The organism is bacterium (assembly GCA_035281585.1).
In the GTDB taxonomy this organism is placed as follows: Bacteria; UBA10199; UBA10199; order DSSB01; family DSSB01; genus DATEDP01.
This window is the reverse complement of sequence record DATEDP010000148.1, coordinates 1-16,197: the sequence shown is the minus strand read 5'-3', so window position 1 is coordinate 16,197 and position 16,197 is coordinate 1. Positions and strand designations below refer to the sequence as shown.

General features: G+C 61.1%; 16 protein-coding genes. 12 read left to right on the top strand and 4 right to left on the bottom strand.

Annotated features, from left to right (window positions below; genetic code table 11):
- The 8 genes from tgt to VJR29_13430 form a co-directional block, all read left to right on the top strand.
- The coding region (tgt, locus tag VJR29_13465; protein ID HKY64414.1) for a tRNA guanosine(34) transglycosylase Tgt at positions 1-984 on the top strand (984 nt) is incomplete at its 5' end.
- Positions 974-1,357, top strand: a complete 384-nt coding sequence (gene yajC / locus VJR29_13460; protein HKY64413.1) for a preprotein translocase subunit YajC — start codon at positions 974-976, stop codon at positions 1,355-1,357. The genes tgt and yajC, both read left to right, overlap by 11 nt.
- Before the next feature lie 5 nt (positions 1,358-1,362).
- Positions 1,363-3,306, top strand: coding sequence for a protein translocase subunit SecD (gene secD / locus VJR29_13455; GenBank protein ID HKY64412.1), 1,944 nt, complete (start codon positions 1,363-1,365; stop codon positions 3,304-3,306).
- A 1-nt stretch (position 3,307) separates the two neighbouring features.
- Entirely contained in the window at positions 3,308-4,249 is a 942-nt protein-coding gene (gene secF / locus VJR29_13450) for a protein translocase subunit SecF (protein HKY64411.1), read from the top strand.
- A gap of 16 nt (positions 4,250-4,265) precedes the next feature.
- Complete coding sequence (gene recJ, locus VJR29_13445) at positions 4,266-5,975, top strand: single-stranded-DNA-specific exonuclease RecJ (GenBank protein ID HKY64410.1); 1,710 nt, start codon at positions 4,266-4,268, stop codon at positions 5,973-5,975.
- Positions 5,976-6,082: 107 nt separating this feature from the next.
- The gene (locus VJR29_13440) at positions 6,083-6,655 is read left to right on the top strand and encodes a hypothetical protein (protein HKY64409.1); all 573 of its coding nucleotides are present in this window, start codon (positions 6,083-6,085) and stop codon (positions 6,653-6,655) included.
- 457 nt (positions 6,656-7,112) lie between these two features.
- A complete protein-coding gene (locus VJR29_13435) occupies positions 7,113-8,051 on the top strand; it encodes an ArsA family ATPase (GenBank protein HKY64408.1) in 939 nt (312 codons plus the stop codon).
- On the top strand, positions 8,048-9,175 hold the full coding sequence (locus tag VJR29_13430) for an ArsA-related P-loop ATPase (GenBank protein ID HKY64407.1): 1,128 nt from the start codon (positions 8,048-8,050) through the stop codon (positions 9,173-9,175). Before VJR29_13435 ends, VJR29_13430 begins: the two co-directional genes overlap by 4 nt.
- A gap of 61 nt (positions 9,176-9,236) precedes the next feature.
- On the opposite strand, the gene VJR29_13425 is transcribed toward VJR29_13430, so the two are convergent.
- Positions 9,237-9,602 carry a PilZ domain-containing protein gene (locus VJR29_13425; GenBank protein ID HKY64406.1) on the bottom strand — a complete coding sequence of 122 codons (366 nt, stop codon included), beginning with the start codon at positions 9,600-9,602 and terminating at the stop codon, positions 9,237-9,239.
- 27 nt (positions 9,603-9,629) lie between these two features.
- On the bottom strand, positions 9,630-10,412 hold the full coding sequence (locus VJR29_13420; GenBank protein ID HKY64405.1) for a nitrilase-related carbon-nitrogen hydrolase: 783 nt from the start codon (positions 10,410-10,412) through the stop codon (positions 9,630-9,632).
- Between the two features lie 145 nt (positions 10,413-10,557).
- Here VJR29_13420 and pal point away from each other — a divergent pair, with 145 nt between their 5' ends.
- The 4 genes from pal (at position 10,558) to rsmA (ending at position 13,900) form a co-directional block, all read left to right on the top strand.
- Entirely contained in the window at positions 10,558-11,013 is a 456-nt protein-coding gene (gene pal / locus VJR29_13415; protein HKY64404.1) for a peptidoglycan-associated lipoprotein Pal, read from the top strand.
- Positions 11,014-11,153: 140 nt separating this feature from the next.
- Positions 11,154-12,068, top strand: a complete 915-nt coding sequence (gene ybgF / locus VJR29_13410; protein ID HKY64403.1) for a tol-pal system protein YbgF — start codon at positions 11,154-11,156, stop codon at positions 12,066-12,068.
- Between the two features lie 10 nt (positions 12,069-12,078).
- Positions 12,079-13,068, top strand: coding sequence for a tRNA (adenosine(37)-N6)-threonylcarbamoyltransferase complex transferase subunit TsaD (gene tsaD, locus VJR29_13405; protein HKY64402.1), 990 nt, complete (start codon positions 12,079-12,081; stop codon positions 13,066-13,068).
- Entirely contained in the window at positions 13,043-13,900 is an 858-nt protein-coding gene (rsmA, locus tag VJR29_13400; GenBank protein ID HKY64401.1) for a 16S rRNA (adenine(1518)-N(6)/adenine(1519)-N(6))-dimethyltransferase RsmA, read from the top strand. Before tsaD ends, rsmA begins: the two co-directional genes overlap by 26 nt.
- A gap of 98 nt (positions 13,901-13,998) precedes the next feature.
- Here the strand turns inward: rsmA and VJR29_13395 are convergent, their stop codons facing one another.
- Complete coding sequence (locus tag VJR29_13395) at positions 13,999-14,418, bottom strand: hypothetical protein (GenBank protein HKY64400.1); 420 nt, start codon at positions 14,416-14,418, stop codon at positions 13,999-14,001.
- A 103-nt stretch (positions 14,419-14,521) separates the two neighbouring features.
- Positions 14,522-16,156, bottom strand: coding sequence for a hypothetical protein (locus tag VJR29_13390; protein HKY64399.1), 1,635 nt, complete (start codon positions 16,154-16,156; stop codon positions 14,522-14,524).
- Positions 16,157-16,197: the final 41 nt, after the last annotated feature.

The window sequence follows — 16,197 nt, the reverse complement described above, 5'->3', positions numbered from 1 at the left end:
AATACTTACCATCTCTACTGGCGCCCGGGTCACCGCACCATTGAGGCCCTCGGCGGCCTCCACCGCTTCATGAACTGGCCCGGCCCCATCCTGACCGACAGCGGCGGTTACCAGGTTTTGTCGCTGGCCCAGATGTGCAAGCTCAAGCCCGAGGGCGTGAATTTCCAATCTCACATCGACGGCAGCTCCCATTTGCTGAGCCCGGAGCTGGCGATCGAGATCCAAGAGGCTCTGGGCAGCGACATCATGATGGTCTTGGACGAATGCCTGCCCTATCCCTCGGAGGAAAAAGTCGTCGCCCAATCGCTCCAGCTCACGGTCGACTGGGCCCAACGTTGCCGCCAAGCCCGGCGTCGCGAGGACAGCTCGCTCTTCGCCATCGTCCAGGGCGGAATCTATCCCGGTTTGAGGAAGGAATGCGCCGAGCGGCTGCTCGAGCTGGAGGCGGGGAGCAGAAGCGCCGGTCTCCGGCCCTTCGACGGCATTGCCGTCGGCGGCCTCTCGGTTGGCGAGCCGATGGAGCTGGCCTACGAGATCGTCGAGGGACTGGAGCCGCTGCTGCCCGAGGCCCGGCCGCGCTATTTGATGGGCGTGGGCATGCCTCAGGACCTGGTGACCTGCATCGGATTGGGCGTCGACATGTTCGACTGCGTGGTGCCGACCCGCTCAGCCCGCCATGGCTTGCTCTTCACGCCCCGAGGCCGTCTGTACATCAAGCGTTCGGAATATGCCCAAGATCCCAAGCCCATCGACGAGTCTTGCGCCTGCTACACCTGCCGAAACTACAGCCGGGCCTACCTCCGCCATTTGAGCTTCGCCAAGGAGGTCCTCTCGGCGGTGCTCAATACAATTCATAATTTACATTACTTCCTCAATTTGTTAACCCAGGCCCGCCTCGCCATCCGGGCGGGGAAATACGCTGATTTTCAAAGGGAATTTTTCAAGCTTTTCCAGACAGGAGACGACCGTGTTGATGAGCCGTAAAGCGACGTGCTGGACCCTTGCCCTGGTCATCGGAATTCAGACCCTCCGCTCCTCGGCCTTCGCCCAGGCCCAGGGCGGCGCCGCGCCCCAAGGCGGGCTGGGCCAATCGTTCAGCTTCTTCATGCCGCTGCTTCTGGTCTTCGCGATTTTTTATTTCCTCATCATCCGTCCCCAGCAGAAGCAGGCCAAGAAGCAGCAGGAAATGCTCAAGGCCATCGAGAAGGGCGATCAAGTCGTCACCGTCGGCGGCATTCACGGCAAAGTCGTGGGCACCACCGACACCGTCCTGACCCTGGAGATCGCCGACAACGTCAAGATCAAGGTCGAGCGGGCCAGCATTCAAAGCACGAAGACCGCCGGAAAGGCCGAATAAAGCTCATGGATTCGCGCTGGCGTTGGCAATTCTACCTGGCCCTCTTTGTAACTATCTTTTCGGTTTATCTGCTGGTGCCCACGGTTTTCAACTTCGGGCGCTATTGGGACGCCGCCGAGCGCCAGGGCGCCGAGCTTCCTTGGTACGTCAAGCTTTTCCCGGAGAAGCAGCTGAACCTGGGCCTCGACATCCGGGGTGGCATCTATGTCGAGCTCGAGGTCAACGTCAACGAGGCCTTGATCCACCGCAGCGACATCACGGTCGGCGAGATCGAGCGCTTCCTGCGCGAGAAGGGTATCGCTTTTCGGAAGGTCGCGATCATTCCCAAGACCGATCGCATTCAAATCTATCTGAATTCGCCCGAGGGACTGACCCCGCTGCGCCAGCACCTCGACCAAATTTACGGCACTTCGTTTAAGGAGCTGGAGACGCCGCCGGTTTTGACTTTCAAGGTCAAGGATGGCGGCGAAGAGGCCGCCCAGGCTCAGTGGCAGGCGGTGGTGGCTTGGGCCCAGGCCAAGCCCGAGATCCTCGAGGTCGAGCGGCTCCAAGACTTGATTCAAGTGTTTCCGCAGCCGGGCCAAGGGAGCGAGAAGATCGAAGCCGAGGTTATCGCCCAATTCGGCTCGGTTCTGGAAAAGGCCGATCCCGGCCCCGCCATCTTCCTGGCCCAAAGCGAAGCTTATCAAAATCGGCTGAAGGATGAGACCTTGAAGCAGGCGGTGGAGACGATCCGCAACCGGATCGACCGCCACGGCGTCGCCGAGCCCGATATCCGCCGGCTGGGCGACAATCGAGTCGTCATCGAGCTGCCGGGAGTCAGCGATCCCGAGCGGGCCATCGGCTTGGTCAAGCGGGCCGGCAAGCTCGAGTTCAAGCTGGTCGATGAGACTCTCCGCCAAGACCAGCTCCAGCAGATGATCGAGCAGGCGAGAGCCGAGCAGAAGCTGCCCTCGGGCTTCACCGAGGAGGCGGTCGAGAAGATCAACGAGGCCTTGAAAACCAAGCTGCCGCCCGACACCGAGATCGCCTACGAGATCAGCTACGATCCGATGACCAAGAAGATCTCCGGCGGGGTTCCTTATTTGCTGAAACGCAAGGTCGAGCTTTCCGGCGAGATGCTGCGCAATGCCCAGGTCAGCGTCCAGAACAACGAGCCCTACGTCAGCCTGTCCTTCGATCCCGCGGGCACCAAGGCCTTCGCCGACTTGACCGCCAATAATATCGGCAAGCGGCTGGCCATCCTGCTCGACGGCACCGTGAGCAAGGCGCCGGTGATCAAAACCGCCATCCCCAACGGCGAGGCCCAGATCACCTTGGGCTACGGCGACTACCAAGCCTTGATCCGCGAGGCCGAAGACTTGACCGTCGTTTTGCGTGAGGGCGCCCTTCCGGCCAGCCTCAAGGAGGCCACAAAAACCGTTATCGGGCCCTCCCTTGGCAAAAGCTCCATCGATAAGGGCCTCAAGGCGATGCTCCTGGCGGCGGCCATCGTCGTCGTGTTCATGGCCGTTTATTACAAGTGGTCGGGCGTCCTTGCCGACTTCGCGGTTTTCTTCAACGTGATCTTCGTCTTCGCGCTTCTTACCTTGTTCGGCGCCACCCTGACTCTGCCCGGCGTGGCCGGCATCGTGCTGACCATCGGCATGGCGGTCGACGCCAACGTCATCATCCTGGAGCGCATCAAAGAAGAGTTGGCCGCGGGCAAGACCGTCAAGGCGGCAGTCGACGCCGGCTATTCCAATGCGATCCGGGCCATCATCGATTCCAACGTGACGACCTTCCTTTCGGGCGTCGTCCTTTACCAATTCGGCACCGGGCCGGTGCGGGGCTTCGCGGTCACCCTGATGATCGGCATCTTGACGACGCTTTATACCGCCGTCACCATGACGCGATTGGTTTACGATTACATTCTGAGCCGCCGCGACGTGAAAAAATTGAGCGTGTAACATGACCCAGATCAAGATTCGAAACATTCCCTGGATGAAGCATCGTTTTTTGCTCTTCGCGCTCTCGATGGCGCTGGTCGCGGTTAGCCTGGCCGTCATCTTCGCCAAGGGGCTGAACTTCGGCACCGATTTCACCGGCGGCCTCAAATTGATCGTCAAGTTCAGCGACCAGGTCACCGAGGGCTCGGTCGGGGATGCTCTCGGCGCCGCCGGCCTTTCGAATTATGTCGTGCAGCGCTTCGGCGAGGCCAAGAACAACACCTTCATCCTCAAGAGCGATTTGCCGAAGGATCGAGAGGAGAAGTTCTCCGACCCTTACATGGCCGCGCTGATCAAAAGCTTCGGCGAGGGCAAGGTTCAGCTTCTGCAGGAGGAATTCGTCGGGCCCAAGGTCGGGAAAGAGCTGCGCACCAAAGGGATCTACGCCGTGCTCTGGGCCTGGGTGATCATGCTGGCCTACATCAGCTTCCGTTTCGATTTTTACTACGCGCCCGGAGCCCTGCTGTCGTTGATCCACGACGTCGTCGTCGCCGTCGGCTGCTTTGCGCTATTCGGACTCGAGATCAACCTCACGGTGGTGGCGGCGATCCTGACCATCATCGGCTACTCGATCAACGACACGATTATCGTGATGGACCGGATTCGCGAGAACCTCCAGCGGCACAAGGGCATGGGTTTGATCGAGACCGTCGACTTGAGCATCAACGAAACCCTAAGCCGCACCATCATCACCTCCTTGACGGTGCTCTTCGTCGTCGTGGTTCTCTTCTTCTGGACCGAAGGCGACATCAAGAACTTCGCCTTCGCGATGACCATCGGCGTCATCACCGGCACTTATTCCTCGATCTCGATTGCTTCGCCGGTTTTCATCTTCCTCAAGCAACACGGCCATCGCTTCGGCCTGGGCAAAGCCAAGCCCGTCGAATCGAAGGCGAAGGCCTAATTATAAAGGCGAACAAATGGAGAAGCGTTGGCTGCTCAAGCCCTTCGATTCGGCGCTGGCCCGGGCGCTGGAAGAGCGCCACGGTTATTCGCCCCTGCTCGCTCGCCTCTTGGCCCAGCGCGGGATCGAAGCCGGCGAGCCGGCCGAGCGCTTTCTGCAGCCGTCCTTGGCCCATCTTCCCGATCCCGGTCTTTTGAGCGGCATGGAAACCGCGGTGCGCCGCCTGGTCGCGGCGGTGCGCGACCGCGAGAAGATCGTCATCTACGGCGATTACGACGTCGATGGAACCACCTCCACCGCCTTGCTCATCGACTTCTTCGAAGACCTCGGCGCCGTCGCCGAATATTACATCCCCCACCGGGTCCGCGAAGGCTACAGCCTCAATGCCGAAGCCCTGCGCAAGATCCGGGCCGGCGGCGCCAAGGTCGTGATCACGGTCGACAACGGGATCAGCGCCCAGCGCGAGGCCGAGCTGGCGCGGGAGCTCGGCCTCGACCTGATCGTCACCGACCATCACGACGTTCCACCCGAGCTGCCGCGGGCCTTCGCCCTCATCAATCCCAAGCTTCCGGGCGACGCCTTTCCGGGCAAGGAGTTGGCCGGCGTCGGCGTGGCCTTTTACCTGCTGGTGGCTCTGCGCAAGGCTCTGCGCGAAGCCGGCTTGCTCGGCGACCGCGAGCCCAACTTGCGCAAGTCCTTGGACTTGGTCGCCATCGGGACCATCGCCGACATGGCGCCGCTCACCGGCATCAACCGGATCCTGGTGAAGGAGGGACTTAAAGTATTGGAGCGGAGCGGCCGGCCCGGATTGAAGGCGCTCAAGGACGTCGCCGGCGTCGACGGCCCGGTGGCCGCCGACCAGGTCGCGTTTCGGCTGGGGCCGCGGATCAACGCGGTCGGCCGGCTCGACGATGCGGCCTTCGGAGTGAAGCTGCTGCTCAGCCGGCGCGACGAAGAGGCCCGGGAGCTGGCTCGGCGCCTCGACCAAGCCAATGCCGAGCGCCAGGAATTGGAGGAGCGGATCGTCGAGCAAGCCTGCGCTCGGGTCGAGGCCGAGGCCTTGACCGGCCAGCGCCGCAGCTTGGTGCTCTTTCAAGAGGATTGGCATCCCGGCGTGATCGGGATCGTCGCCAGCCGCTTGGTCGAGCGCTACCATCTCCCGGCCATCGTGCTCACCCGCGACGGCGATTCCTGCAAGGGCTCGGCCCGCTCGATCCGCGGCCTCAACTTGGTGGAGGGCCTTCGCTCTTGCTCGACCCACTTGAGCAAATTCGGCGGCCACTTTTACGCCGCCGGTCTGACCTTGCCGCGGGAGAGGCTCGAGGCCTTTGTCGCCGACTTCGATCGGGAGGTGCGGCAACGGGTCGCCGAAGAGGATTTTGCGCCTTCGCTGCGCGTCGACGTCGAATCGGGCCTCGACTCGATCGAAGCTTCTTTGCTCGACGATCTCGCGCGATTGGAGCCTTTTGGCTTTGGCAACCCCGAGCCGGTCTTGCTCTTGCGCGGGCTTGAAGTCCAAGAAAGCCGCATCGTCGGCGAGCGCCATTTGCGTCTCCGGGTGAAATCGGGCCGCCGCTCCTTGGGCGCCATCGGTTTTCGCTTGGCGGAAAAGCGGCCGGCCCTGTCCACTCAGCTCGACTTGGCTTGCGTCCCGGGCTGGAACGAGTGGAATGGTAGTAAAAACATACAGTTACGAGTTTTGGATTTGCGCGAAAGCCATTTATAACGCAATGCGTAAGAAAAGAGGTTGACAGGCGATGACGCGCTGTGTAATCCGACAAATGGACGGGGCAAAAGTCTCGAAGATATATTTTCAATAGAGGGAGCCCAAAGATGGCCAAGAAAGCAAAGAAAGTTAAAAAAGTGAAAGCGATCCAAACGCCGAAATCGCCGGTCGAGAACGCGAAGAAAAAAATCACCGAGCGGATCGAGAACATCAACCGCGTCGTCAATCGTCTCGAAGGTGAGGTCGAAGTCCTCTTCAAGAAAATCGTGAAAAAGGGAGAACGCTCCCGTCGCGAGCTCCGTAGAAGCTTCGACGATTTGTTCGCCTGGGTGAAGAAAGGCGACCTGGTCGCGCTGGCCACCGAGAAGCGCGACGACGTCGAGCGCGAATTGCGCCGCTTGGCTGAGGACGTCATTCAGTCGGTCAAGGAGATCGAGCTGGTTCCCGGCAAAGTGAATTTCGCCGAGATCTTCGACGATGCCCGCAAGAACCTCGGCCATTTGGTCGAGAACCTCGGCGACAACGATCTGGTTCAACGGGCCAAGCAGACGCTGAACCAGACCAAGAAAGAATTGCTCTCGTTGCTCAGCATCCCGACCCAAGAAGAGGTCGTGAAGCTGGAGAAAAAGATCGTCAGCCTCGAAAAACGGCTGAGCACCTTGAGCCGCAAAGCGGCCTAAGCCGAGCACACAATCTTACCTCCCTCGAAAAAGGGCTTGCTCCGAAAGGGGCAGCCCTTTTTTGTTCTTTCTGCCCGGACGCCGATAAATCGCCTGGGGCTTCGTTGTCCTCCTCAACGCTTTGGGTGTCCAGTTTACGCCTCCGTCGCGCCTCGTCGTCCGCCTCGCCCCAGACGATTTCTCGACGTCCTCCCATTAGTGGACCAAGGATTCAAAAAACTTATCCAACACAGCGGTAGGGAGGGATTCCGGGGACTCCTCCGAACGGCTTTTGAACCGTCGATCACCCTAAAGCCTCCAATAGACATCGATGGTTCAAGCTTTCCCCGGCCCGGCTTGAGGGCCGGGGAAAAAAGTGAGGAGGATGTCCCCGGAATCCCTCCCGGGCAGAAAGACAAAAGTTGGCGTCGGCAAGGACTCCCTTGCAACTCGACGCGAAATTTAGGATCTCCCTCGCATGACCAAGCGCTGGGAACTGAACGATTTGCTCAAGCGCCGCCTCTGGATCGTCAGCGGCAAGGGCGGCGTCGGCAAAACCACCGCCGCGGCGGCCTTGGCCCTGATGGCCTCGCGCCACGGCCTCAAGGTCCTCTTGGTCGAGACCCATGGCCTCAGCCACTTGGCCGAGCTCTTCCAGGCCCAGGAAGTCGGCTATAAGCCCAAAGCGGTGAAAAACGGCATTTCGCTGCTCCGGCTCGATGCCGAATCCTGCTTCGAGGAATACGTCCTTCGGCAGGTCAAATTCCAGTTCGTCTACAACGCGGTGTTCAACAACAAGTACGTTCGCCACTTTATCGACGCCGCTCCGGGTCTGACCGAGCTGTTGACCATCGGAAAGATCTGGGCCTTGGTCGAGGACGAGGTCCGCCAGGGCAAGCCGCCGGCTTTCGACTTGGTCATCGTCGACGCCCCCTCCACCGGCCACAGCCTTTCGCTGCTCACGGTTCCACAAGTGGTGGTGGACGCCATCCGGGTCGGTCCGCTCAAGAACAACGCCCAAGAAGTCCTGACCTTGATCCGCGATCCGCAGAAGACCCTGACCTGGCTCGTGACCCTGCCCGAGGAGATGCCGGTCAACGAAGCGGTGGAGATGGACGAGAAGCTGCGGGAGCAGGCCAAGGTCGAGGTCGGGCCGGTCTTGCTCAACTCGATGTGGCCCAAGGTCTTCGATGGCGATTCGCTGCAGGATTTGAAAAAGAACAAGGTCCACAATCCGATGCTTCAATCCCATCTGCGCCGGCGGGAGCAGGCCGAGTTCTACAGCGACCGGCTGCGCGAGCGGATCGGGGAGCGCCAAGTCCTGGAGCTGCCCTTGGTCTACTCGACCAGCGAGCCGGTCCGCATCGCCGAGCGCCTGAGTGAAATTTTGAAGCAGGAGCTGGTCAAATCGCCATGAACCCCATCAAGAAAACCCCGCTTTGGACCCTGATCGAGAAGAAGAAGGTCTTGATCTGCTGCGGATCGGGCGGGGTCGGCAAAACCACCAGCGCGGCCGCCCTGGCGCTCTATGCGGCGACCCAGGGGATGAAGACGATCGTCCTCACGATCGATCCGGCCAAGCGCCTAGCCAATTCGCTCGGCATCCAGAAGATCGATTACCAAGAGAAGGAGATTCCGCGGGCGGAGCTGAAAAAAGCCGGCATCGAGGCCAAGGCCCCGCTCTTCGCGATGATGCTCGACACCAAACGGACCTTCGATGCCCTCATCCTGAAATACGCCCCCAGTCCCGAGAAGGCCCAAGCCATCCTCGAGAACCAGCTCTACCAGCATCTTTCCAGCATGATCGCCGGCTCCCAGGAGTACATGGCAATGGAGAAGCTCTACGAGGTGGTGGAGGAGCGGGACTATGACTTGGTGGTGCTGGACACGCCGCCCTCGCGCCATGCTCTCGACTTCCTCGATGCCCCCGGGAAGATGAGCGCGATGGTCGGGGACAGCGTGATGAAGTGGTTCCTCAAGCCCTCGCTCTTCGTCGGCAAGAGCTCGCTCCAAATGCTCGACCGCTCGGTGAAGCGGGTCTTCAAAACCTTCGACAAGGTCGCCGGCTTCGAATTTCTCCAGGATCTTTCCAAGATGCTGGTCTCGGTTTCGGGCTTGCTCGAAGGTTTTCAGGAGCGAGCCCAAAAGGTCGAGCTCCTGCTGCACGACAAGGAAACCGGCTTCTTGCTGATCGCCGCCCCCCAGCCGATCCCGCTGCGGGAGGCCGAGTACTTCCACCGCAAGATCGAGCAGAATTCCTTGCCCTTCGCCGGCTTCATCTTCAATCGGGTCCAGCTCAAGCCCGAGGGGCCGGCCGAACCGCCCAAAGCCCTCAAACCCAAGACCCAGGCCGAGTACCGCGAGCTGGCTTATCTCTTCCAGAGCTTGTCCGAGCGCGACCGCCGGGAGATCGAAGCCTTTCGCGACCGGCTGGACTTGGCTCGTCAGGGCTTGATCTTCAAGATCATGCCCCAGCTGGAGCACGACATTCACGACCTGGCCGGGCTCTACGAGGTGGGGATGAAATTGTTCAGGGAGTAGGGGCGGGGCTTGCCCCCGCCCAGGCACTATCGCTGCAGAAGGGCACCCGCAAGGGGTGCCCCTACCGCCTCTGTGCCGTGGCCGGACCGATGAAGTCCTGGATCAGCTCGCGGTCGAGCGGGTGGATGTAGATGAAGCGAATGCCGATGCCGACCTTGCCCTCGCCGGCTTCGTTGCGGTCGCGCATGACCCGGACCACTTCGCCGGTGGCTTGGATCGGGCGGGCCTTGGGGATGAGGCTGAAGCGAAGGAAAACCTGGGTGCCGAGGCGGATCGGCAAATCGGTCTCCAGGAAGAGGCCGCCGGCGCTGATATCGGTCGAGAAGAAGTAAAGCACGCCCTCGCTGTCCTCGTTCTCGAAGACGACTTGAGTGCGGATCGGCTTTCGCGGATAGAGTCTTTTCTCTTTTTTACTGCGTCCTTCCAACCGAGCATCCTCCGGACATTCCGGGCCCTAGCCTAGCACGCGGCTTCGCAAAAAGGGATAGCGCCGTCGAATCTCCTCCAAATGGGCCATATCGAGCTCCACCGTCCGGCGGCCGGGCCGAGCATCCATCTGGGCCAAACTCCCGCCCCAAGGGTCGAAAGCCGCCGAGTGTCCGCCGTAGATCAGCGGCGCCCGGTGGAACCCCGGTCCCACCTTGTTCACCCCGACGACATAGGCCTGATTTTCGATGGCTCGCGCTTTGAGCAAGCTTAGAAAATGGTCGATCCGCTCCCGGGGCCAGGCGCTGGGGACCAGGAAGATCTTGGCGCCCTCTTGGGAAAGGCGCCGGAACAGCTCGGGGAAACGGAGGTCGTAGCAGATCGCCAGGCCGATCTTGCCCCAAGGGCTGGTGAAAAGGCTGGGGGCCTTGCCCGGAGAAAAGTAGCGATGCTCGCCGCCATGCTCGAAGAGGTGGATCTTGCGGTAGGAGGCTTTCAGCCTTCCCGAAGGCCCGATCACGTAGGCTCGGTTGAAACCGCGGCGGCCGCTCAGCTCCAGCATCGATCCGGCCAAGTAGGCCTTGAAGCGCCGGGCATAGGCCTGAAGCCAAGAAAAGCAAGCCTCAGTTTCCTCCTGCAGCCGAGGGGCATCGGCCAGCGAAAACCCCGATGGCCACATTTCAGGAAAAAGCAGCCAGTCACCGGCCTTTGGGGTGAAACCGCTTAAACGCTGGCTGACCCGGGCCAAGGTCATGAGCGGCCGGCCGGCCACGGTGGGGAATTGAATCAGATGAATTCGTAGTTTTTTCAAGGCTTGGTCCGTCTTTTGCTAAAATTTTAACCAAGCTGAGAGAAGATAACTATCGGATTTTCTTGCTTGACCGGGCCGGAAGGCCTTCTTTAAAGTCTATTAATTAACACGTTGCATTATGCCGAATTTACGAAAACGGAGGACGATGACCATGAAAGCCTATCGCAAAATTCTTACGCTCGCTTTGACCGCGGGTCTCGTGGTGGGTGCCGCCGCCTGTCAAAAGAAGGGGCCAGTCGCCTCGGACGAAGGGGTCGACACGATGAGTGTTCCACTCGAAGCCATTCATTTCGATTTTGACAAGTACAACATTCGGTCCGATGCCAGCCAAAAGCTGAACAATCATGCCGAATGGTTGAAAAGCAACCCCAAGGTCAACATTATCATCGAGGGCAACACCGATGAGTGGGGGACCGAAGAGTACAATTTAGCCCTCGGCGAACGGCGGGCCAATGCCGCCAAAAGTTATCTGAGCAATTTGGGAATCTCTTCCGACCGCATGAGCACGATCAGCTACGGCGAGTCCCGGCCGGTAAATCCCGAGCATAATCAAGCAGCTTGGGATGCGAACCGGCGCGATGACTTTAAAGGCCGCAAATAATTCGCGATTTTAAGAAACCACAGAGCCGGTCGCCAAGCGTATCGACTCTGTGGTTTTTTATTTGGAGGACAACCATGAACCCCAGCTTTCCGAAGCTTTCGCAGACCTTTATTTGGGCTGGAATTTTGGGAGCGCTTTCCGTGCTCCCGACCTCGGGTCGCGCCCAAACCATGGCCGACCTGCAGGCCCGAATCGATAAGAACAATCAGGAAGTCGCGCAGGCGGTGAACTCGATGAACGAGATCCGTCAGGAGTTTCGGTCGATCAAGGGCACGCTGGACAGCACCGATTATCTTCGCAAGGAATCGGAGCGGGTCTACCAAGATTTGGACCAGCGGGTCAGCGGTCTCGAAGACCGAATCGGCCAGATCCACAACCTGCTCAAGGACCTCAATACCAAGCTGACGCCGGCGGCGCCCGGCACCGCGCCGGCTGCGGCCGCGCCCTCGGCCTCGACCCAAGAGGTCGCCGATTTTCAATCCCTGCTCAACCTGACCAATGCCCGGGATTACCGAGCCGCGGCCTCGGGCTTCATGGGCTTCATCCGGAAGTACCCCCAGAGCAACTTGAACGGCAGCGCCCAGTACTGGGTCGCCGAATCCTTCTACTCGCTGGGCGATTACGCCAAGGCGATCAGCGAGTTCCAGGTCTTGGCCACCAAATATCCCCAGCATCCCCGGGTCAAAGAGGCGGTCTACAAGCAAGGGCTGGCCTTCCAGAAGCTGAATAAGCCAGCCGAAGCCAAGCTCTTTTATCAGAAGGCGATTTCGGCTTATCCTGGGAGCGCTGAAGCTTATCTGGCGCAAGGGCGCCTGACGAGAATGGAAGAAATGGAAAAAAACAAAACCAACGTGGCTTTGAGCCCGCCGGGCGCCACTCCGGCGCCGGCGCCGAAAAATACCGGAACCGAAGCCCCCGGCGCCAACCGGCCGCTGATGAAACCCCAACCAATGCCGCGGGCGCCGCTGCCGGCCGCCACCCCGGCGCCGGCTCCCAAGACTCCGACGCCGCTGCCGCCGGACACCGCCGGCTCCGGCTCGGCTCCGCTCTTCTAGGCCTCGAAGCATGCTCGTCCTCGGCATTGAATCCTCCTGCGACGATCTCTCGATGGCCTTGGTCGAGAAAGGTCGGGTTCTTTCCAACGTGACCGCCAGCCAAACCTTGGACCACGCGCCCTTCGGCGGGGTGGTGCCGGAAATCGCCTCGCGTCGCCATCTCGACCATTTGGAAAGCACCTTGGAGCTGGCTTTGAGCAAGGCCGGCAAATCGCTCGATCAGGTCGAGGGCTTGGCCGCGACCCACGCGCCGGGCTTGGTCGGCTCGCTCTTGGTGGGACTCAATTTCGCCAAAGGCTTGGCCTTCGCTTCGAAGCTGCCTTTCCGCGGCATCCATCATATCGAAGGCCATCTCTGGAGCTCTTTTTTGGAAAATGAGCCGCGCTTCCCGCTGCTCGGCTTGGCGGTTTCCGGCGGCCATACCCACCTTTACGAGATCGAGAGTTTCGGCCGTTACCGCCTCCTCGGCCACACCGTCGACGACGCCGCCGGCGAGGCTTTCGACAAGATCGCGAAGCGAATGGGCCTGCCTTTCCCCGGCGGTCCGGCCATTCAGAAGTTGGCGGAGGAGGGCGATCCCGAGGCTTTCGCTTTCTCGGTTCCCCAAGTGAAGGGCAAGCCGCTGCACACCAGCTTCAGCGGCATGAAGACCGCGGCCACCGAATACCTCGAGGGCTTGGAAGAATCGCGCTATGCCGATTTGGCGGCTTCCTTTCAGAAGGGAGCGGTCCGGGCTCTTATCGCCATTGTCCGCCGGGCTTTGGAGAAGCACCCGGTTCACCAGCTCGCGGTGGCCGGCGGAGTGGCCTGCAATGGGCCGCTGCGCCAAGCCTTGGCCGAGCTCGCCGCCGAGCGCGGAGTCGAATTGATTTTGCCGGCGCCGAAATACTGCACTGACAACGGAGCCATGATCGCGGCGGTCGGCGAGCGCTATTTGGAGCGCGGCATGACCAGCCCTCTGACGCTCAACGCCTTTGCCCGTTTGCCGCTCGGAGCCTGATATTTCCTCGACCTTCGCCAAAAAATCGCTCGGCCAACATTTCCTGATCCGGGAAGGGATCATCCATCGAATCCTGCGGGCTCTCGATCTCAAGGCCGGCGAGAAGGTCCTGGAGATCGGGCCGGGCCGGGGTGCCCTGACTTTGCCCTTGGCCAAGACCGGAGCCGCTTTGCTGCTGGTCGAAAAAGACCGCGAATTGGCGGCTGGATTGCGCGAGAAGCTCGACGCTTCCAGGGTCGAAATCCTCGAGGCCGATTTTTTGGAAGTCGAGACGGCCCAGCTCGAAGCCCGGCTCGGCAAGGCCTTCAAGGTCGTTTCCAACCTGCCCTACAACGTCGGCACCGCGATCTTGAGCAAGCTGCTGCACGAGCTGGCGCCGGCCAGCCGCTTGGTGCTGATGTTTCAGAAGGAAGTGGGGGAGAGGCTGCTCGCCAAGCCCGGAACCAAGGACTACGGCTCGCTCAGCGTCTTCACCCAGCTGGCGGCCGAAACCCGCTTGGTCTGCCGGGTTCCGCCCGAGGCCTTTCGGCCGCCGCCTCAGGTCGAGAGCCTGGTTTTGGCCTTTGAGCTGCGGGAAAGGCCGGCCTTGCCGCGGGCGAAGTGGGAGAGCTTCGAGAGCTTCGTCAAGACCGGTTTTGCCCAGCGCCGCAAAATGCTCCGCCAGAACCTGCGGCCGGCCTTGGGAGGGATTTCGGCGGCTGAAGTCGAAGCGCGGCTGGTCGCGGTCGGCGCCACCGCTGGTGCCCGGGCCGAGGAGCTGTCAGTTCAGCAATGGGTTGAACTGTACTCGATGATATCCCCCTTTGAAAAAGGGGGATTAAGGGGGATTTAAAGCGATCGCTGGAGGAAAAAAGCCTGGAGATCGAACTCCTTGCTTTGCGATGGCTTTCAAATCCCCCCAGCCCCCCTTTTTCAAAGGGGGGTAAATCCCTACGGCACCGTCAGCGACACCGCGTTGCTGAACTCGCCATTGAGCTCTTGCCGGATGTCGATCCGATCGCCGCTGGCGCCATCGATCAAGAGGTTGAAGGCGCCTTGGGCGTCGGCGATCGTCTCGGTCTCGAAAGTCTGGGCGTGGGCGCTGCGTAGCAGCAGCTCCTTCAGCCACGTGAAAGGCCCGAGCTGGTTGACGTTGCGGGCTTGGACGGTGGCATTGGGCTGGGCCGCTCCCGGAGCCCCGGTAATCTGAACTGCGCCGGTGGGGCCGGGCTCGGTGATGGTCATGAGCTGGGTCACCGGGGCCGGGATCGAGGCCGGGGGGGTGCCGGCCCCGCCGCAGGCGCCGCCGAAGAAGACCGCTCCTCCGAGCAGGATCAGACCGGAACAAGCATAGAGCAGGAATTTTTTCATGGGGACCCCTCAGTGAAAATTTGCCTTTTTATAAACCCAATCCGGCTTCAGCTCCAATGAAAAAGGCCCTCCCCGTCGGGGGAGGGCCTGGCTTGGGCCCGATTTAGTGGAGAGCGGGCTGGTAGGGGTATTCTTCGTAGGGCTGCTGCTCTTCCGGGTGTTCGAAATACTTCTCGTCGTAGAGCTCGATGAAGGTGTTCACCGAGAAGAAGATGTCGAAGAAGCTGTCGACATAGAACTGCTCGTCGAAATAGGTCGGCTCGCTCATGTCGTAGGCGTCCTCCGGGAAGATGTCGTACTCGTTGGGAATGCAGTCGCCGTCGTCGTCGATCCCCGGGATGGCTTCTTGGGGACAAGGATCGCATTCGTAGTAGGTGGTGATGATCTTGACCACGTTGCCCACGACCACGACCGTGCTCTTGCTCACCGAGCCGGAGGTGTCGCCGAAGGAGCCGGTCTCGCCGATTCCGCCGTCGGCCGAGCTGCCGCCGCCGGCCGGAGTCTCATTGGTGTGGATCTTCCAGCCGACCACGTGACAGTTCTTGCAGCGCGAAGGATCCTTGGCGATTTGGGCCGGCTCGCAGCAGTCGATCTTGGGCGCCGGCTCGCACTTCTTCACCTTGACCCGGACCGTGATGTGATAAAGGCAACCGTCTTCGACCACTTCGAGGTTGATCGTGGTCTCGCCTTCATCCTGGCCTTGGATGGTGACATTGGCTTCGTTGACCTCGACCGTGGCGACGCTGGAGTCGTTGCTGACCGCGGTCACCGAATCCGGAGCGAATCCGCCGACCAGGGCCAGGAAGGTGCGGGATTGGCCCTTGCAGAGTGTGACGCCGTAGGTCTTCCAGAATTCGCAGCCACCGCCACCGCCACCGCCACCGCCGCCACCACCACCACCACCACCGCCGCCGAAGGGAGGCGGGGGAGGCGGATTGGGACCTTTTCCGCCGCCGCCGTTTTTATCGGGCAGGACGAGGGCGACGTGATCGGCGAGGAGGTAGTCTTCGGTCTCGCCGACGGCAAATTCGCCGCGGCCGTCCCAACCGGCAGGGTCCGAGACGTCGATCGGCTCATCGGTCAGGGTCAGCCGCACCCAAATCGGGTTGGTCTCGACGCAGCCGAGGAAATCGGTGGTCGTGACCGCATAAGTGCCGCCCGGCGGGACGTTCACCGCCAAGTTCTTGATGGCGTGCTCCTCGGCGCCATTGAAATCGCTGCCGCCCCAACGGCCGTCGCGGTTGCAGTCCATCAGGAAATTGACGTAGCGAGTCTTGGCCGGAGCGGTCGGCGCCACCGAAACCAGGAAGCTCAGGTTGTTGGCGACGCCGGGCGCGATCATGGTGGTGAGCAAGCCGTCGTCGCGAAGGTCGCGGTCGCTGGCGTCGGAGGGCTGGTCGAGGTTTTGGATGCCGTCGGTGTCGGCCGGATCGGTGGCATCGTCCTCGCCGCTCACCGAGAGCCGGCCGTCGATCGCGAAAGCGCCCAGGGCCGAATCGTTGATGTCGAGGTGATGGGCGCCGTTCTCGGAAGCGCGGGTCGGAAAGCGGGCGATAATGCCCGAGGGGTACTGGCTGGGAAGGTTATCCGGGGCGTCGCCGAAATCGGCTCCGGCCTGGAGGGAGAGAAAGTCTCCGAGGTCGCCGCCGGACGTGCAGCCCGCGAGCAAGCCCTGGCCCAGGGCCAAGCCCAAGGCCAAAAGGCGGGTCGCCTTCTTCAAGTGGGGGTTGGTAAACATAGATCCTCCGTGAAAGGGTTGTCGAATACGGAGGAGAAATG